The organism is Streptomyces sp. NPDC060205 (genome assembly GCF_042728395.1).
GTDB lineage: Bacteria > Actinomycetota > Actinomycetes > Streptomycetales > Streptomycetaceae > Streptomyces.
Window position 1 is genome coordinate 1 of record NZ_JBHWZP010000247.1, and the last position, 14,070, is coordinate 14,070.

Annotated in this window: 13 protein-coding genes; 6 read left to right on the forward strand and 7 right to left on the reverse strand. The window is 70.5% G+C overall.

What is annotated here, in order from left to right; translation table 11 throughout:
- Positions 1-32: 32 nt before the first annotated feature.
- A complete protein-coding gene (locus tag ACFWGJ_RS32185) occupies positions 33-332 on the reverse strand; it encodes a WhiB family transcriptional regulator (protein WP_387331735.1) in 300 nt (99 codons plus the stop codon).
- Between the two features lie 161 nt (positions 333-493).
- On the opposite strand from ACFWGJ_RS32185, the gene ACFWGJ_RS32190 reads away from it, so the two are divergent.
- Together ACFWGJ_RS32190 and ACFWGJ_RS32195 are read left to right on the forward strand one after the other, a co-directional pair.
- Positions 494-3,253, forward strand: a complete 2,760-nt coding sequence (locus tag ACFWGJ_RS32190) for an AAA family ATPase (RefSeq protein ID WP_387331737.1) — start codon at positions 494-496, stop codon at positions 3,251-3,253.
- A 512-nt stretch (positions 3,254-3,765) separates the two neighbouring features.
- Positions 3,766-4,437, forward strand: a complete 672-nt coding sequence (locus ACFWGJ_RS32195; RefSeq protein WP_387331739.1) for a sigma-70 family RNA polymerase sigma factor — start codon at positions 3,766-3,768, stop codon at positions 4,435-4,437.
- 58 nt (positions 4,438-4,495) lie between these two features.
- On the opposite strand, the gene ACFWGJ_RS32200 is transcribed toward ACFWGJ_RS32195, so the two are convergent.
- A complete protein-coding gene (locus tag ACFWGJ_RS32200) occupies positions 4,496-5,140 on the reverse strand; it encodes a TetR/AcrR family transcriptional regulator (RefSeq protein ID WP_387331741.1) in 645 nt (214 codons plus the stop codon).
- Positions 5,141-5,303: 163 nt separating this feature from the next.
- On the opposite strand from ACFWGJ_RS32200, the gene ACFWGJ_RS32205 reads away from it, so the two are divergent.
- Entirely contained in the window at positions 5,304-6,038 is a 735-nt protein-coding gene (locus ACFWGJ_RS32205; protein ID WP_387331743.1) for an SDR family NAD(P)-dependent oxidoreductase, read from the forward strand.
- Between the two features lie 181 nt (positions 6,039-6,219).
- Positions 6,220-6,642, forward strand: a complete 423-nt coding sequence (locus ACFWGJ_RS32210; protein ID WP_387331745.1) for an OsmC family protein — start codon at positions 6,220-6,222, stop codon at positions 6,640-6,642.
- Between the two features lie 36 nt (positions 6,643-6,678).
- Here ACFWGJ_RS32210 and ACFWGJ_RS32215 read toward each other — a convergent pair whose 3' ends face one another.
- The 5 genes from ACFWGJ_RS32215 to ACFWGJ_RS32235 form a co-directional block, all read right to left on the reverse strand.
- On the reverse strand, positions 6,679-9,447 hold the full coding sequence (locus ACFWGJ_RS32215; RefSeq protein WP_387331747.1) for an ATP-binding protein: 2,769 nt from the start codon (positions 9,445-9,447) through the stop codon (positions 6,679-6,681).
- 49 nt (positions 9,448-9,496) lie between these two features.
- Complete coding sequence (locus ACFWGJ_RS32220) at positions 9,497-9,844, reverse strand: hypothetical protein (protein WP_387331748.1); 348 nt, start codon at positions 9,842-9,844, stop codon at positions 9,497-9,499.
- 112 nt (positions 9,845-9,956) lie between these two features.
- The gene (locus ACFWGJ_RS32225) at positions 9,957-10,676 is read right to left on the reverse strand and encodes an alpha/beta fold hydrolase (RefSeq protein ID WP_387331750.1); all 720 of its coding nucleotides are present in this window, start codon (positions 10,674-10,676) and stop codon (positions 9,957-9,959) included.
- A gap of 51 nt (positions 10,677-10,727) precedes the next feature.
- Positions 10,728-11,678, reverse strand: coding sequence for an alpha/beta hydrolase (locus ACFWGJ_RS32230; protein ID WP_387331752.1), 951 nt, complete (start codon positions 11,676-11,678; stop codon positions 10,728-10,730).
- Between the two features lie 138 nt (positions 11,679-11,816).
- Positions 11,817-12,605, reverse strand: a complete 789-nt coding sequence (locus ACFWGJ_RS32235) for a DUF427 domain-containing protein (RefSeq protein WP_387331754.1) — start codon at positions 12,603-12,605, stop codon at positions 11,817-11,819.
- A 230-nt stretch (positions 12,606-12,835) separates the two neighbouring features.
- Between ACFWGJ_RS32235 and ACFWGJ_RS32240 the strand changes: the two genes are divergently transcribed.
- Positions 12,836-13,306 carry a carboxymuconolactone decarboxylase family protein gene (locus tag ACFWGJ_RS32240; protein WP_387331756.1) on the forward strand — a complete coding sequence of 157 codons (471 nt, stop codon included), beginning with the start codon at positions 12,836-12,838 and terminating at the stop codon, positions 13,304-13,306.
- Between the two features lie 232 nt (positions 13,307-13,538).
- Positions 13,539-14,033 carry a cupin domain-containing protein gene (locus tag ACFWGJ_RS32245; RefSeq protein WP_387331758.1) on the forward strand — a complete coding sequence of 165 codons (495 nt, stop codon included), beginning with the start codon at positions 13,539-13,541 and terminating at the stop codon, positions 14,031-14,033.
- Positions 14,034-14,070: the final 37 nt, after the last annotated feature.

Here is a 14,070-nt window from a genome sequence, read left to right on the forward strand (position 1 = left end):
ACCGTTCGGTTGTCCCGCCCCCACCCCATCCGTCAAGCCGCGCACCCGTTCCCCGTCGCCCCTGCCTCCCCGGACATCACGTCGACGGCGGAGCCCCGTGCCGCGCGTCGTCGCACCGCACGGCGTTCCGCCTCCGTGGTCGCACCCCAGATACCTTCCACCGGCCCCGCCGCGAGAGCCCAGTCCAGGCAGCGCCGCATCACGGGACAACGACGGCAGACGGCCTTCGCCTCGTCCGTCTGCAGGAGCCCGGCCCCGCTGTCGTGGGCGCCGATCGGGAAGAAGAGGTCGGGGTCCTCGTACCGGCAGAGGGCACGCTCACGCCAGTTCATGGGGCACCGCCTGCGGTACGTACGTATGAATCCGGTCTCGGTTGCATACCCGTGAGACCGAACGGCCGTCGGGGGTGTGACATCGACGGGAGAGACCCGGCCTGCCCTCGTACCGACACGTCCGCCAGGGCCTGTCCTGCGACAAGAGTTATGATCCCCGAGTGCGGGGGCCAGGGACGAACGAAAACGGCCGCAGGCCGCTGCGCGGCAGAAGACACGAACGTGACACGCTCGCCGCGCTGGCCGACGCTGTGGAGACGGGCCGGAGCGCCGTCCTGGTACTGCGTGGCGAGGCCGGAATAGGGAAGTCCGCCCTCCTGGATCATCTGGCGGCACGCGCGGCCGGCCACCGCGTCGCCCGGGGGGCGGGCGCCGAATCGGAGATGGAACTGCCCTACGCGGGGCTGCACCAGCTCTGCGCCCCGTTCCTCGATCTGGCCACGCACCTTCCGGGCCCGCAGCGAGAAGCACTCGCCACGGCTTTCGGGCTCAGTACGGGACCGCCTCCGGACCGGTTCATGGTCGGCCTGGCCGTACTCGGCCTCCTGACCGACGCGGCTGCCGAGAAGCCCCTTTTCTGCCTCGTGGACGACGCGCAATGGCTCGACAAGGTCTCCGCGCAGACCCTGTCGTTCGTGGCACGGCGCATGCTCGCCGAGCCCCTGGCCATGGTGTTCGCCACCCGGGAGCCCTCAGGGCGGGACGATTTCGCCAACCTCCCCGAACTGACGCTCCAGGGTCTGGCGAACGCCGACGCCCGCGCCCTGCTGGACTCGGTACCGGGCAACCCGGCGGATGAACAGATACGCGAGCGGATCCTCGCCGAGGCACGCGGCAATCCGCTCGCTCTGCTGGAACTGCCCCAGGGCCGAACGGGCCCAGGCCCCGCGGACGTCCTCGGCCTGCCCGACCCGGGTCAGGTGACCGGACGGATCGAGCGCAGCTACCTCGACCGCGTCCGCGCACTCCCCGCCGACACCCAACGCCTCCTGCTGATCGCCGCCGCCGAACCGATCGGCGATGTCACACTGCTCCGTCGTGCGACGGAGCGCGTGGACATCGGCCCCGGCGCGCTCGGCCCGGCGGTGGCAGCCGGACTGCTCGACATCGGTGCGCTGGTGCGCTTCCGGCATCCGCTGCTGCGGTCGGCTGTCTACCGCTCGGCCTCGCTGACCGACCTGCGGAAAACCCATCGCGTACTCGCGGAGGTGACCGACCGTGCCCTGGACCCCGACCGCCGCGCCTGGCACCTGGCGCGGGCGACCGTAAGCCCCGACGAGGCCATCGCGGCCGACCTGGAGGCGGCCGGCGAACGTGCGATGTCACGGGGCGGAGCCGCCGCAGCGGCCGCCTTCCTCGCGCACGCGGCAGTCCTGACACCCCAGCCGCGTCGCAAGGCGGCCCGGGCCCTGGCCGCCGCCGAGGCGAAGCTCCGGGCCGGTGCGCCGACGGCGGCCCGCGAGCTGCTGGCTCTGGCCGAGAGCACCGCCGCGGACGAACACGGCCGCGCCCGGGCGGCGCTGCTGCGCGCACACATCGCCTTCGCCTCGAACCGCGCGGGCCCGGCACTGACCGCACTGCTCGCAGCCGCGCGGCGTCTGGTCCCGCTGGACGTGGATCTGGCCAGGGAGACGTTTCTGGACGCCATCTCGGCCGCCATGTTCGCGGGAGGGCCCGCTTCGGGGACCGACGTCGGAGATGTCGCGGCGGCTGCCCGGCAGACAACCACTGGCGCACCGAGCGAACCTGGTCATGTCGATCTGCTGCTGGACGCCTTGTCCACCCGTTTCACCGACGGGTACGAGGCTGCCGTGGACGCCTCACGCGCGGCTGTCCGGGCACTGCGCCGGGAGACCAGGACGGAGGAAGTGCTGCGCTGGTCGTGGCAGGCCTCGGTGCTCGCGGCAGAGGTGTGGGACGACCGGGCGTGGAGCGAACTGTCGGCACGGCACGTGCGGACCACCCGCGCCGTCGGCGCGCTCGCCGAGTTGCCGCTCGCGCTCAACTCGCGGGTCGTCGTCCACGTGTGCGCGGGCGAGCTGGAGGCCGCCGCCCTGCTCACCGCGGAGATCGCCGCGATCCGGGCGGCGGCCGACAGCAGCTTCACGGCGTACGGCACACTCACCCTCGCCGCCTGGCAGGGCCGTGACCGAGAGGCCGCCGAGCTGATCCGCGCCACCATGGACGGCGCCGCGGACCGCGGTGAGACGGGACTCGGCGTGGCCATCGCGCAGCGAGCGCTGGCCGTCCTCCACAACAGCCTGGGAATGTACGCGGAGGCATTGGACGCCGCCCGGGAGGCGAGCCGCGATCCACGGAACCTCGTCGCGGCGAACTGGGCGCTCGTCGAGCTCGTCGAGGCCGCCGCACGACTCGGTCGCCATGAGGAGGCCGAGCGGGCACTGGCCGAACTGACGCGGATCACGGATGCCGCCGGCACGGACTGGGCGCTCGGCGTGCAGGCACGCTCACGCGCCCTGCTCGCCCGGGGTGCCGAAGCCGAGGCGCTGTACCGCGAGGCCGTCGAGCGGCTGGAACGCACGCTGGTCCACTCGGAGCTGGCGCGGGCGCACCTGGTGTACGGGGAATGGCTGCGCCGTGAGAACCGGCGCGCTGACGCCCGGCATCATCTGCGCACCGCACACGCGATGTTCGGCGTTTTCGGTGCTGAGGCGTTCACCGAGCACGCCGTCCGTGAACTGCGGGCGACCGGTGAGACCGTGGCCTCTCGCGCGGGTGCCGCCCCGACCTCGCTCACCGCGCAGGAGAAGCAGATCGCGCAACTCGCCCGGGACGGACTGACGAACTCCGAGATCGGTGCGCAGCTGTTCCTCAGCCCGCACACCGTGGAGTGGCACCTGCGGAAGGTGTACGCGAAGCTCGGCATCACCTCACGCCGTCAGCTGCACACGGCACTCTGACCCTACGCAGCACCGCTGCTCCCCCATCCGGTCCGCAGGGGCCCCGCCAGGGGCGACCACGCAGCGGGCCAGGGTCCACCAGGGCGCCCCTGTGAGCCGCCTCGACGGCGCCGGCCGAGCGGGAACCACCGCGCGCGACCCGTCCGGAACACACTGCACCGCACGGGTCAGCCGCACGTGGCGCGGATGCCGCTCCCCCGTGGGCGAGTCGAGGGAAGCCCGGAGGCGGTCTCCCGGGCGCGTGCCCCCGTAGCGGGCAGCGTCCGTGGGGCCGCCCCGGGGTGCCCCGGCGCGTGGTCGGTCCCGAGCCTGTGAACAGGGCGGCGCACCGGCCACCCCAGGGTCCTACGGGGCCGACCCCCGGGGTCTTTCCGTCCACCACGCGGTGCGTGGCCACGGGTTCACCACGCACTCCCCACGGGCTGTCATAGGCGCGACCGCCCCGGCCCGGGCGGGAGGTTGGTTCCACAAGCACTCCGGCCGACCGGCCCGCTTTTTCGGAGGAGCAGATCGTGGACACCGACCTGATCGAAGCAAGACGCCCACCCACCGCGCATGACACGCCGACGCTGCCGGACATCGAGAGTCTGGACGCCGCCGCGTCCATGTTCACGCAGGTCCGCCCTTCCCTGCTGCACATCGCCCATCGCATCGTCGGCAGCCTGGCCGAGGCCGAGGACGTCGTCCAGGAAGTATGGCTGCGACTGCAGCGCACCGACCGGGCGGCCGTGCACAACCCGTCCGCTCTGCTGCGGACGATCACCGCTCGGCTGGCGATGAACGTGGTGCAGTCGGCTCGCCGGCGCCGTGAGTTCAGCGCCAGTACGTGGCTTCCCGACTCGACGGACGTCGACGCGACACCGGAGGCGGTCGCCGAGCGGCAGGACGCCGTCGAGCGAGCCGTCGCCCTGTTGCTGGGGACGCTCACACCCAAGCAGCGCGCCGCCTACATGCTGCGCGAAGGGTTCGGCTGTTCCTACGACCGGATCGCCGCACTTCTCCGGATCAGCGTCGTCAACTCACGGCAGCAGGTCGCACGCGCCCAGCAGCGACTCGGCACCCGGCGCCACCGCCAGGAGATCGACGCCGTGACGCACCGTCGTCTCGTCCAGGCGTTCCTCGGGGCCGCACGCACCGGCGACCTGACCCACCTGGAGCGCGTCCTCCTCGCGGAGGTCCGCTGACGACAGCCCACACACCTGCCAGGTCCGTCCGTCAGGACGTCGAGCCCCGGGGCGGAGGTCAGGTGCGCGGCGCGGAGGAGCGGTCGCTCCGCAGCGGCGCCGAGGGCGGACGGGGCAGCACACCGGCTCCGGTGCTGCACAGCCCGTCGAAGGCGAGAGCCAGATAGCGGCGCCAGGCCTGCGGATCCTGCTCCAGCAGCGGAAACGCCGTCTGGTGGATACCGCCCAGCAGCAACACGATGTCGGTGCCGGTGACGTCGGCGCGGATCGCTCCCTGCGCCTTGGCCCGGCCCGTGAGAACCTCCACCACAGCGCAGAGGCGATCGATGCCGCCCCGGACCTCCGCGTGCTGCATCGAAGGTCGCCCGATCACCTCGCAGAAGGCGCGATCGGCGGCCAGTACCTCGACACCACTGGTCATGAAGGCCCGCAGAGCCTTCACAGGGTCGTCAGCCGTACGGAGGGCCTCCGCGGTGACGGTGAGCTGATCGACCAGTTGCAACGTGATCGCCGCGAGCAGGTCGTCCTTCGACGGGAAGTGCCGGAACACGGTTCCCTTGGCCACCCCCGCCCGCTGGGCGATCTCTCCCATGGAGACGTCGACGCCGCCTTCGGCGAAGGCCTCGGCCGCGGCGGTCAGCAGCAGGCGCCGGTTGCGGACCATGTCGGCCCTGGCGCCGGGCGCGGTCGCTCTGTCGGTCATGTCACCTCCCGTGACCGAGAGCCTAACACCGAAGGTGACCGGTGGGTCATATTCAGTGCTACGCTCAAAAATGACCAGCCGGTCATTTTCATGGATCGGCTTCCTCTGCACCTGCCCCCCGGCTCGCGTTCGCCGAGCCGGGCCACCGCCTCTTGGAGGACTCATGAACACCCTCGACCACCAGGTCGCCCTGATCACCGGCGCTTCCTCGGGGATAGGCCGGGCGACGGCACTCGCGCTGTCCAAGGCGGGAGCCAAGGTCGCCGTCGCCGCCCGCAGGACGGACCGGCTGCGGGAACTGGCCACGGAGGCCCCCGGCGACATGCTGGTCCTGGACATGGACGTCGCCGACCGCGAGTCGGTGCGGAACGCCGTCGCGGCCACGGTCGAACGGTTCGGTGCGCTCGACATCGTGGTGAACAACGCGGGCCTCATGCTCAGCGGCTTCATCCTCGACGCGGACACCACCGAATGGACCCGCATGATCGACACCAATCTCCTGGGCTCGATGTACACGGTCCACGCGGCCCTGCCGCATCTGCTCCGGTCCAAGGGGACCGTTGTCCAGATCTCCTCCACCTCGGGGCGCACCGCGTCCGCCGCGAGCGGCGTCTACGCGGCCACCAAGTTCGGCATCAACGCGTTCTCCGAAGCGCTTCGCCAGGAGGTCACCGAGCAGGGCGTACGGGTCGTGGTCGTCGAGCCCGGATTCGTCTCGACCGAGCTCACCAGCCACATCACCGACCCGGCCCTCCAGGTCATGGCCAAGGACATGGCCTCGTCCATGCGCACCCTGAACCCCGAGGACATCGCGGAGGCGGTGCTCTACGCGGTCACCCGGCCTTCGCATGTCGCCGTCAACGAGATCCTCGTACGCCCCACCGACCAGTCACGCTGAGTCCGACCGCCCACCGCCGGCCCGTCACCCCGTCGCGGGCCGGCATCGGCTTCCCGGCAAACGTCACACGGTGTGGACCGGGAAACAGTGTGACTTCGCGTCCGTCCGTCACAACCGCGCCGGTCGATCGGTCTTGCAGGGTGAGGGGTCCCGCGCCCCCCCCTGACAAGGAGGAAACGTCATGGCCTCGCGCATCGTGTCCGTCACCGAAGGCATGAAGTTCATCCGCTCCGTCACGATCGGCACCCACCACCTGACGGCGGACGAACCCGAACCCACCGGCACCGACACGGGTCCCACACCCGGAGAACTGCTGCTGGCCGCGCTCGGCTCCTGCACGTCCATGGCGGTACGGGCATTCGCCGACCGGCACGGCTGGCCACTGCACCGTATCGACGTGGCCGTCCGCTTCGACGCCGACGGACGCATCGTCAAGAACATCGGCCTGACCGGCGAACTCGACGCCGCACAGCGGGAACAGCTCCTGGCGGCGGCCGGTCGCTGCCCCGTGCACCGTCTGCTGACCAAGGACCTCGCGATCGTCACCGTACCCGCGCTGCTGGCCGAACCCGAGGTGCCGGGGGATGTCTCTTCGCAGCCGTGACATGCCGAGGGGCCTGTCCGCCGCATGGGGTGGCGACTACGACGCGACTCCGCCGTCCAGCAGTTCGAGACTGATCTCCTTGCGGGAGGATATGCCCATCTTCACGAACACCTTGCGCAGATGCCACTCGACGGTGTGCGGGCTGAGCAACAGCCGAGCGCCGATCGCGGGGTTGGTGAGCCCGCTGTGGGCAAGCCGCGCGATCTCCGACTCCTGAGCGGTCAGCACCGCGGGCGCCGCCACGCCCCGCCTGCCGACCTTCGCACCCGCGGCTGCGAGTTCACGGCGTGCGCGCTCCGCGAAGGCCTCGGCGCCGACGGCGGTGAACACTTCGTGCGCCTGACCCAGCTGGGCACGGGCGTCCGCCGGCCGGTCCTGGCCGCGCAGCCACTCGCCGTAGCGGAGCCGGGCGCGGGCTCCGTCCATGCGGGCCTGTGTGGTGCCGAGCAGTTCGATGGCCTTTCGGTGCGAGTCGTCGGCGAGTTGGTCGTCGCTCATCAGCGCACGCACACCGGCGGCGACGCCGAGCGCCCACGGGGTTCCGCTCGCCCGGGCCATCTCCTCGACCGTACGGGCCTCGTCGACCGCGTCGGCCCGACGGCCGAGCCCGACGGCCGCCTCGACGAGTTCCACCCTCGACTGCAGGGAGAGCCCCAGCTCCTGGGGGTTCTCACAGCCGCGCAGGGCCGCGCTGTACGCCTCCTCGTACCGGCCCTGGCCGTTGTGGAGAACCGCCGCGGCCCACTGCGTGGCCGTCAGTACCTTCCCCTCGCCCCGCAGGAGCCGGTCCTGGGTGACGGCGTCGATGGCCGCCCGGGTCGCGTCCTCCCGTCCCTTGAACGGCTCCACGACCAGCGCACCGTAGTGGGCGAAGAAACTGCTGCCCGTCGCCTCGCCGATCGCCTGCGCCTCCGCGACCAGGGAATCGGCGCCCTGGAGGTCACCGGCGAACACCCGGTTGGACAGCCGCAGCAGCAGGGCCGAGGGCAGCACGGCGAGCGCGCCCGCCTCCCGCGCCAGGTCGACCAGACGCTCGGACAGCACGGTCCAGGTTTCGAAGTCCCAGGTGTTGTGCGCCATGCGGCACACCAGTGGCAGCCAGCCCAGACCGTCTTCCCTGGAGAGCTCCTCGGCACGGAAGGCGGTCACGGCCCGGCGCAGCGCAGGCGCCCCGTGCGCGTAGCCCTCGGTGATCACCCGTGACAGGCCGCGCAGCAGAGCGTCCTCCCGCGTCGGGGCGTCCGAGTGGCCCGGGGCACTCAGTACGGCTTCCGCGACGTCGCGGACCCCTCCCCTGGCCAGTCGGCCCGCGGTGAGCGCCGCGTAGATCGCGTCGCGGTAGGTCTCGCGGGCGAGCCCGGCGTCGAACGGCTGCAGGCACTTGGCCGCCTCCAGCAGCAGCGGCAGACCGGCGCCGGCACTCTTCGCCGCGGACATGATCTGCCCGCGCAGCAGAAGGGCCTGCGCGGCGCTGACTTCATCGAGACAGCTCAGCTGGGCCGCTTCCACGAGTTCACGTGCCGGCTCGAAGGCTCCTGCCTGGAACGTGGCCCGCGCCGCGGCCAGGGCTCTGCCGCCGCGGCGGGTGGGGTCGGGTGTCAGCTCCGTGGAGCGTTCAAGGAAAGCCGCAGCGGCCGCGACGCCACCACGCGCCCGGGCCCGCTCGGCCGAACGTTCCAGTTCGGCCGCCACCCCCTCGTCTGGGCCCACCACGGCACCGGCCAGGTGCCACGCTCGGCGGTCAGGATCCACCTCCGCGTCGATCACGTCCGCGAGGGCCTCGTGCACGCGCCGCCGGTCGGCGTCACCGACCGCGCGATACGCCGCGGAACGAACCAGCGGGTGCCGAAAACGCGCCCAGGTGCCGAACACGATCAGTCCGGAAGCCTCCGCGTCCATGACGGCGTCGTCCACCGCGATCCTCAGCCGTTCGCCCGCTCGTCGGATCAGGCCCACATCGCCGGCCGGCTCCGCGGCGGCGAGGACGAGCAACTGCCGCGTCTCCTCGGGAAGCGCGGCGATACGACGTACGAAACCGCTCTCGATCTGCCTGGACAGCGGCCTGACGTCGGGCTCGGCGAACCCTCCGGCCAGTTCGACATCGGCCAGCCCGCGCGGGAGTTCCAGCAGAGCCAGTGGGTTGCCCCGCGTCTCGGCGACGATGCGGTCCCGTACCGCCTGGTCGATCGGACCTGTGACCACCGAGGCGAGCAGCCGGCGCGACTCGCTCTCCGTCAGGCCCTTCAACACCAGCTCGGGCAGCCCCGGGAGGACTTCACGGGGAGTGGGCTCCCGCACGGCAAGGATCAGCAGGATCGAATCCGCCACCAGTCTGCGGGCCACGAACTGCAGTGTCTGGGCCGAGACACTGTCGAGCCACTGTGCGTCGTCGACGACGCACACCAAGGGTTGATCACCCACATGACCGGCGAGCAGACTCAGCGCGGACAGACCCACCAGGAACCGGTCGGGGACGTCACCCCGCTGGAGTCCGAACGCCGTACGCAGTGCGTTGCGCTGCGGCTCCGGCAGGTCGTCCATGCGTTCGAGCAGCGGCGCGCACAGCTGATGCAGGCCGGCGTAGGAGAGTTCCATCTCCGACTGCACCCCGGCGGCCCGGACCACTCGGCATCCGTCGGCACGACCCAGCAGATGTCTCAGCAGTTCGCTCTTGCCGATCCCCGCCTCGCCGCGCAGCACGAGGACCTCGCTGCGCCCGGTTCTGACGCCGGCCAGAAGGCCGTCCAGCACCTGGCGCTCGTACCGCCGCCCGATGAGTTCGGTCCCAGCTCCGTCCCGCGCCATGACAGCCTCCCGGCTGCCACGATACCGGCGTCCCGGCCATGGCCGCTGGTCAGGTCGCCATGCCCACCACCAGCGCGGCGCACAGGAACAGCACGACGGTGATCAGTGTCATGGCCACCAGTGTGCCGCGCAGCCAGTGTCCGAAGCGGATGCGGTGCGCCTTCTCCACGGCGCTGACACTGTCGGCGATGTGATCGGTGACCATGCGCGCCACATACCGCTGCTCGTCGAGGTACCACTGTTCGAGGTCGCGCTTCTGGCCGGGGCTGAAGTCGTCGGCCCGCGCGGTGAATTCGGCCAGACGCCGTCGGGCCGCGCTGAGGTGGGCCTCCCGGTAGAGATGGGCCTCGATCTCGATCAGGCCGCGGGCCGCCGCCTGCTTGTCCGTGTCCATCATGTGCTCCGATGTACTCCGATGTACTCCGATGTTTTTCGATGTGGAACGTAGGGTCGGCCGATCCCCCACGTGATCGGCCGGCCCTCACACGGTCCTGCCCTGACGCGGCGTCTCAGAGGGTGGCCTGCGCCGCCGCGTTGACCAGACGAGCGACCTCACCGGGGCGCGAGACGGCGACGGCGTGCGAGGCGGTGACGCTCACCGCCGTGGCGTTCGCCCGCTCGGCCATGAAGGTCTGTGCCTGCGGCGGGATGTTCCTGTCCTCCGTGGCCACCAGCACCCATGAGGGGATCTCCCGCCACGCCGGCGCAAAGGCTCCCTCACCCAGCGCGGCATCGGTCACGGGGCGCTGGGTGGCCGCCATGACCCTTGCGGTCTCCGCGGCGACATCGGCGGCGAACTGCTGGTGGAACTTGCCCTTCTCGATGTACAGGTCGGTGACCTGGCCGCCGTCGGGGAGTGTGACGGGCACGGGCCGAAGGGTCTCGCCGAGGGTGCTGCCGGGGAACTTGCCCGACAGCGCGACGGCGCTCTCCCCCTCGTCCGGCAGGAAGGCCGCGACGAACACGAGTGCCTTGACGTTGCCGAGTCCCTTGGCCGCGTTGCTGATGACGGATCCGCCGTAGGAGTGTCCGACCAGCACCACCGGACCCTCGATGGAGGCCACGAACTGCCTGACGTAGTCGGCGTCGCCGCTGAGTGTCCGCAGCGGATTGCTCGCGGCCACCACCGGGTATGCGTGTGCCTGGAGTTGTTCCACGACCCCGTTCCAGCTGGAGGAGTCCGCGAACGCGCCGTGGACGAGGACGACGGTCGGATTCTGTGCACTCATGGAATCGGCCTTTCAGTCGCGTGTCTGACGTTCGGGAGGTCGGTCGGGCGGTCAGTCGGTGCCCAGTGCCTTACGCAGGACGTGGACGGCCTGCTCAACGGCCGCGGTCGAAGCCTGCGTTCCGCGGACGGGGTTCAGCATCATGAAGTCGTGCAGGGTCGCGTTGTAGCGGGTGCTGATGGTGGCGACACCCGCCTGGATCAGCTTGCGGGCGTAAGCCTCGCCCTCGTCGCGCAGCACGTCGTTCTCGTCGACGACGACGAGCGCCGCCGGCAGGCCTCGGAGGTCGTCGAGGGTGGCCCGCAGCGGGGACGCGGTGATCTGTGCGCGTTCGTCGGGATCGGTGGTGTACGCGTCCCAGAACCACTCCATGGCCTTCGCCGTCAGGTGGGGACCGTGCGCGAAGGTCCGGTAGCTCTCGGTGTCCTGGGCGGCGTCCGTCACGGGGTAGTACAGCGACTGGTGCAGGAAGACCACGTCGCCACGCTGCTTGGCCATGTGCGTCAGGGCGGCGGTCATGTTGCCGCCGACCGAGTCGCCGGCGACCACGAGACGCGAACCGTCCAGGCCTTCCTCGGCACCCCTGGTGGTGATCCAGCGGGCGGTGGCATAGGCCTGCTCGATGGCGACGGGGTACTTGGCCTCGGGAGACCGGTCGTACTCCACGAAGGCCACGGCGGCCCTCGCACCGACGGACAGTTCGCGGACCAGGCGGTCGTGCGTACCGGCGTTGCCGAGGATCCAGCCGCCGCCGTGGATGTACAGGATCACCGGCAGGACACCGGTGGCACCGGCCGGCCTCACGATGCGCACCCGCACGTCACCGACATCGACGGGCAGGGTGATCCACTTCTCGTCCACCTCCGGCTTCTCAACGGGCTGCGCCTGCACGTCGTCGAGGAGCTTTCGCGCCCCCTCGACTCCGAGTTCGTGCAGCAGCGGCGGCTTGGCGGTGGCGTCGGCGAAATCCTGGGCGGCGGGTTCGAGAATGACGTCGCTCACGGCGTGCTCCTTCGGCAGAGACGAGTCCGGGTTTCACCTCATGAGACCGGGCCGAGAGCTTTCGTGTGACACAGCATGACGAAAGGCGGTACACGCCGTCCGGTCGTGGCCGCGAGGCCGCTCCCCGGGCTACTCGGGCTACTCGGGGGTGGAGCCGTTGCTGTCGGAGGAACCGGGCAGCAACGTGCCGTCGATGTAGAGATCCACGTGCTCGTTGTAGAACGCGGTCATCCCCGCGATGCGGTTGGCGTGAATCGTGGGGAAGTCGTACGTCCAGGCGATGTCGGCACGCGTCCGGGAGGCACCGTCGAACGACCAGTAGGCGCTCGTCGTCCCCTTGTAGGGACACCTGGTCACGGTGTCCGACTGCCGCAGCCGGCCCCAGTCGACACGGGTCCGGTCGAGGTAGTAACGGGTGGGCAGCCCGGTCTCGAACAGCTTCACGCAGTCGGGCGCCTCCGCCAGCACCACCCCCTCCACCTCCACACGTACGCTGCTGGAGGAACGCAGGGCGTCCACGCGGGAGTACGGGCTCCTGGGATGGACGAAGACCGGCTCGTCCTCCTCGAACCAGGCGTCCAGCGCGTCCCACTCGAACCGCACGGTGTCGTGCAGCGGTCCCGGAGCGCCCTCTCCCCACACCCATGCCGCGCCCGCGCGGACCTCTGCGCCGACCCGCACCGTGTGGCGGCGCGCGGGTCCGGCGCCGAGCTGCTCCGTGTGCTTGTCGTCCTGCAGCACACCGTCGGCCAAGTCCTCGACGGGAATGCTGTACTGCGGGTACGCCTGCCATTCCCAGACGTACAGGGCACGGCGCGTATCGAAGACGACACGGCCGCCGATCAGGCCCCGGATGCGGCGCGGTACGGGTTCCACGTGTCCGACCGGCACGATGAGGCTGGGGTGCAGAACGCTTTCGACTGCCATGGTGGTCACCTTGATTCGTTCGCTAACTGTGTGGTTCGTTCGCTGACTGTCTGCCGGCTCCACTACGGGCGAGCTCCGTCACGGGCGGGGTCACGGCTTCGGATATCGAGGGACCCACGCCCACACGTTCGATGGTATCCGGTGTGAACAGTGGTATTCCCGTGTCACAGAACGCCAGGGTGTCCGGTCAGTGGGCCGTAACCATTTCACCGTGTGAGGAGACTCCCACCATGGACGCACGCATCGACTACTTCGGCAACGGCCTCGCCGGCAAGGTCATGAGGCATCTGAACTCGGCCGGCAAGATCGTGGCTCCGGCCCTGCCCGTCGCCACCCAGGAACTGGTGAAGATCCGCGCCAGCCAGATCAACGGCTGTGGCTTCTGCACCGACATGCACACCAAGGAGGCCATCGCGGCCGGGGAGACTCAGTCGCGCCTGAACCTCGTGGCCGCATGGCGTGAGGCCACGGTCTTCACCGATGCCGAGCGCGCCGCACTGGAGATCACCGAACAGGGCACGCGTCTCGCGGACAGCCCGGCCGGCGTGACGGACGAGGCATGGGCCCGCGCCACCAAGTTCTACGACGAGGACCAACTGGCCGCACTGATCTCGCTGATCGCACTCATCAACGCCTACAACCGCATCAACGTCATCAACCGTCAGCCGGCGGGCGACTACCAGGTCGGCATGTTCGGCTGACCCCCCACATGCGGGCACCCGGAGGAGTCCGTCGGCCTTCCGTGCGCCCGCGGGCGATGCTCGGAGGGTGACCCTCACCGCCGGTCCGTGCCACGGCTGTCACACAGTCGGGCGCGGGCCGGTCATTCCCCGCAGGACGCCCTGCCGCCCGCAGTCCGCCCGCGGCAGGGTCGACCCGGAACCGTGAGGGCTGGCCGCCCTGGGGGCGGACCTCCATGAAAGGAACACCGTTATGTCGTATCCCTATCCCGAGCAGAAGTACTGGGGCGAGGACGGCGAGGTCAGCGCCGTCTTCCGGCCTGCGGCCACCCCTCCGGCCCTCGGCGTCAGCGGCGCGAGGCAGAGCGCCACCCACTATCTGGCCACCACCGAGACCACCCGGGGAGAGTTCGGGCTGTACCGAGTGGAGATGAAGCCGAGGGCAGGCGGTCCCAAGACCCACTTCCACAAGCGAATCTCGGAATCCTTCTACATCCTGGACGGAACGGTCCGGGTGTTCGACGGCGTGCAGTGGGTCGACGCGCGCAAGGGTGATTTCCTCCATGTGCCGCAAGGCGGCCTGCACGCCTTCCGCAACGACTCCGATGCCCCGGCCGACATGCTCCTGCTCTTCACTCCCGGAGCGCCCCGTGAGGAGTACTTCGAGCAGGTGTCCCAACTGGCGCACGCCTCGGAAGAGGAACGGGACGCGTTCTTCGACAGGCACGACTCCTACTTCGTGGAGTAGGCGAGAGTGCCGGCGCCGGGGCGGCAGGCAAAGGGCC

Bases quoted from the DNA above. Each gene is read 5' to 3' on its own strand.
- ACFWGJ_RS32200 (WP_387331741.1), bottom strand. From the start codon at position 5,140: ATGACCGACAGAGCGACCGCGCCCGGCGCCAGGGCCGACATGGTCCGC.
- ACFWGJ_RS32220 (WP_387331748.1), bottom strand. From the start codon at position 9,844: ATGATGGACACGGACAAGCAGGCGGCGGCCCGCGGCCTGATCGAGATC.
- ACFWGJ_RS32225 (WP_387331750.1), bottom strand. From the start codon at position 10,676: ATGAGTGCACAGAATCCGACCGTCGTCCTCGTCCACGGCGCGTTCGCG.
- ACFWGJ_RS32235 (WP_387331754.1), bottom strand. From the start codon at position 12,605: ATGGCAGTCGAAAGCGTTCTGCACCCCAGCCTCATCGTGCCGGTCGGA.
- ACFWGJ_RS32215 (WP_387331747.1), bottom strand. From the start codon at position 9,447: ATGGCGCGGGACGGAGCTGGGACCGAACTCATCGGGCGGCGGTACGAG.
- ACFWGJ_RS32185 (WP_387331735.1), bottom strand. From the start codon at position 332: ATGAACTGGCGTGAGCGTGCCCTCTGCCGGTACGAGGACCCCGACCTC.
- ACFWGJ_RS32205 (WP_387331743.1), top strand. From the start codon at position 5,304: ATGAACACCCTCGACCACCAGGTCGCCCTGATCACCGGCGCTTCCTCG.
- ACFWGJ_RS32245 (WP_387331758.1), top strand. From the start codon at position 13,539: ATGTCGTATCCCTATCCCGAGCAGAAGTACTGGGGCGAGGACGGCGAG.
- ACFWGJ_RS32240 (WP_387331756.1), top strand. From the start codon at position 12,836: ATGGACGCACGCATCGACTACTTCGGCAACGGCCTCGCCGGCAAGGTC.
- ACFWGJ_RS32210 (WP_387331745.1), top strand. From the start codon at position 6,220: ATGGCCTCGCGCATCGTGTCCGTCACCGAAGGCATGAAGTTCATCCGC.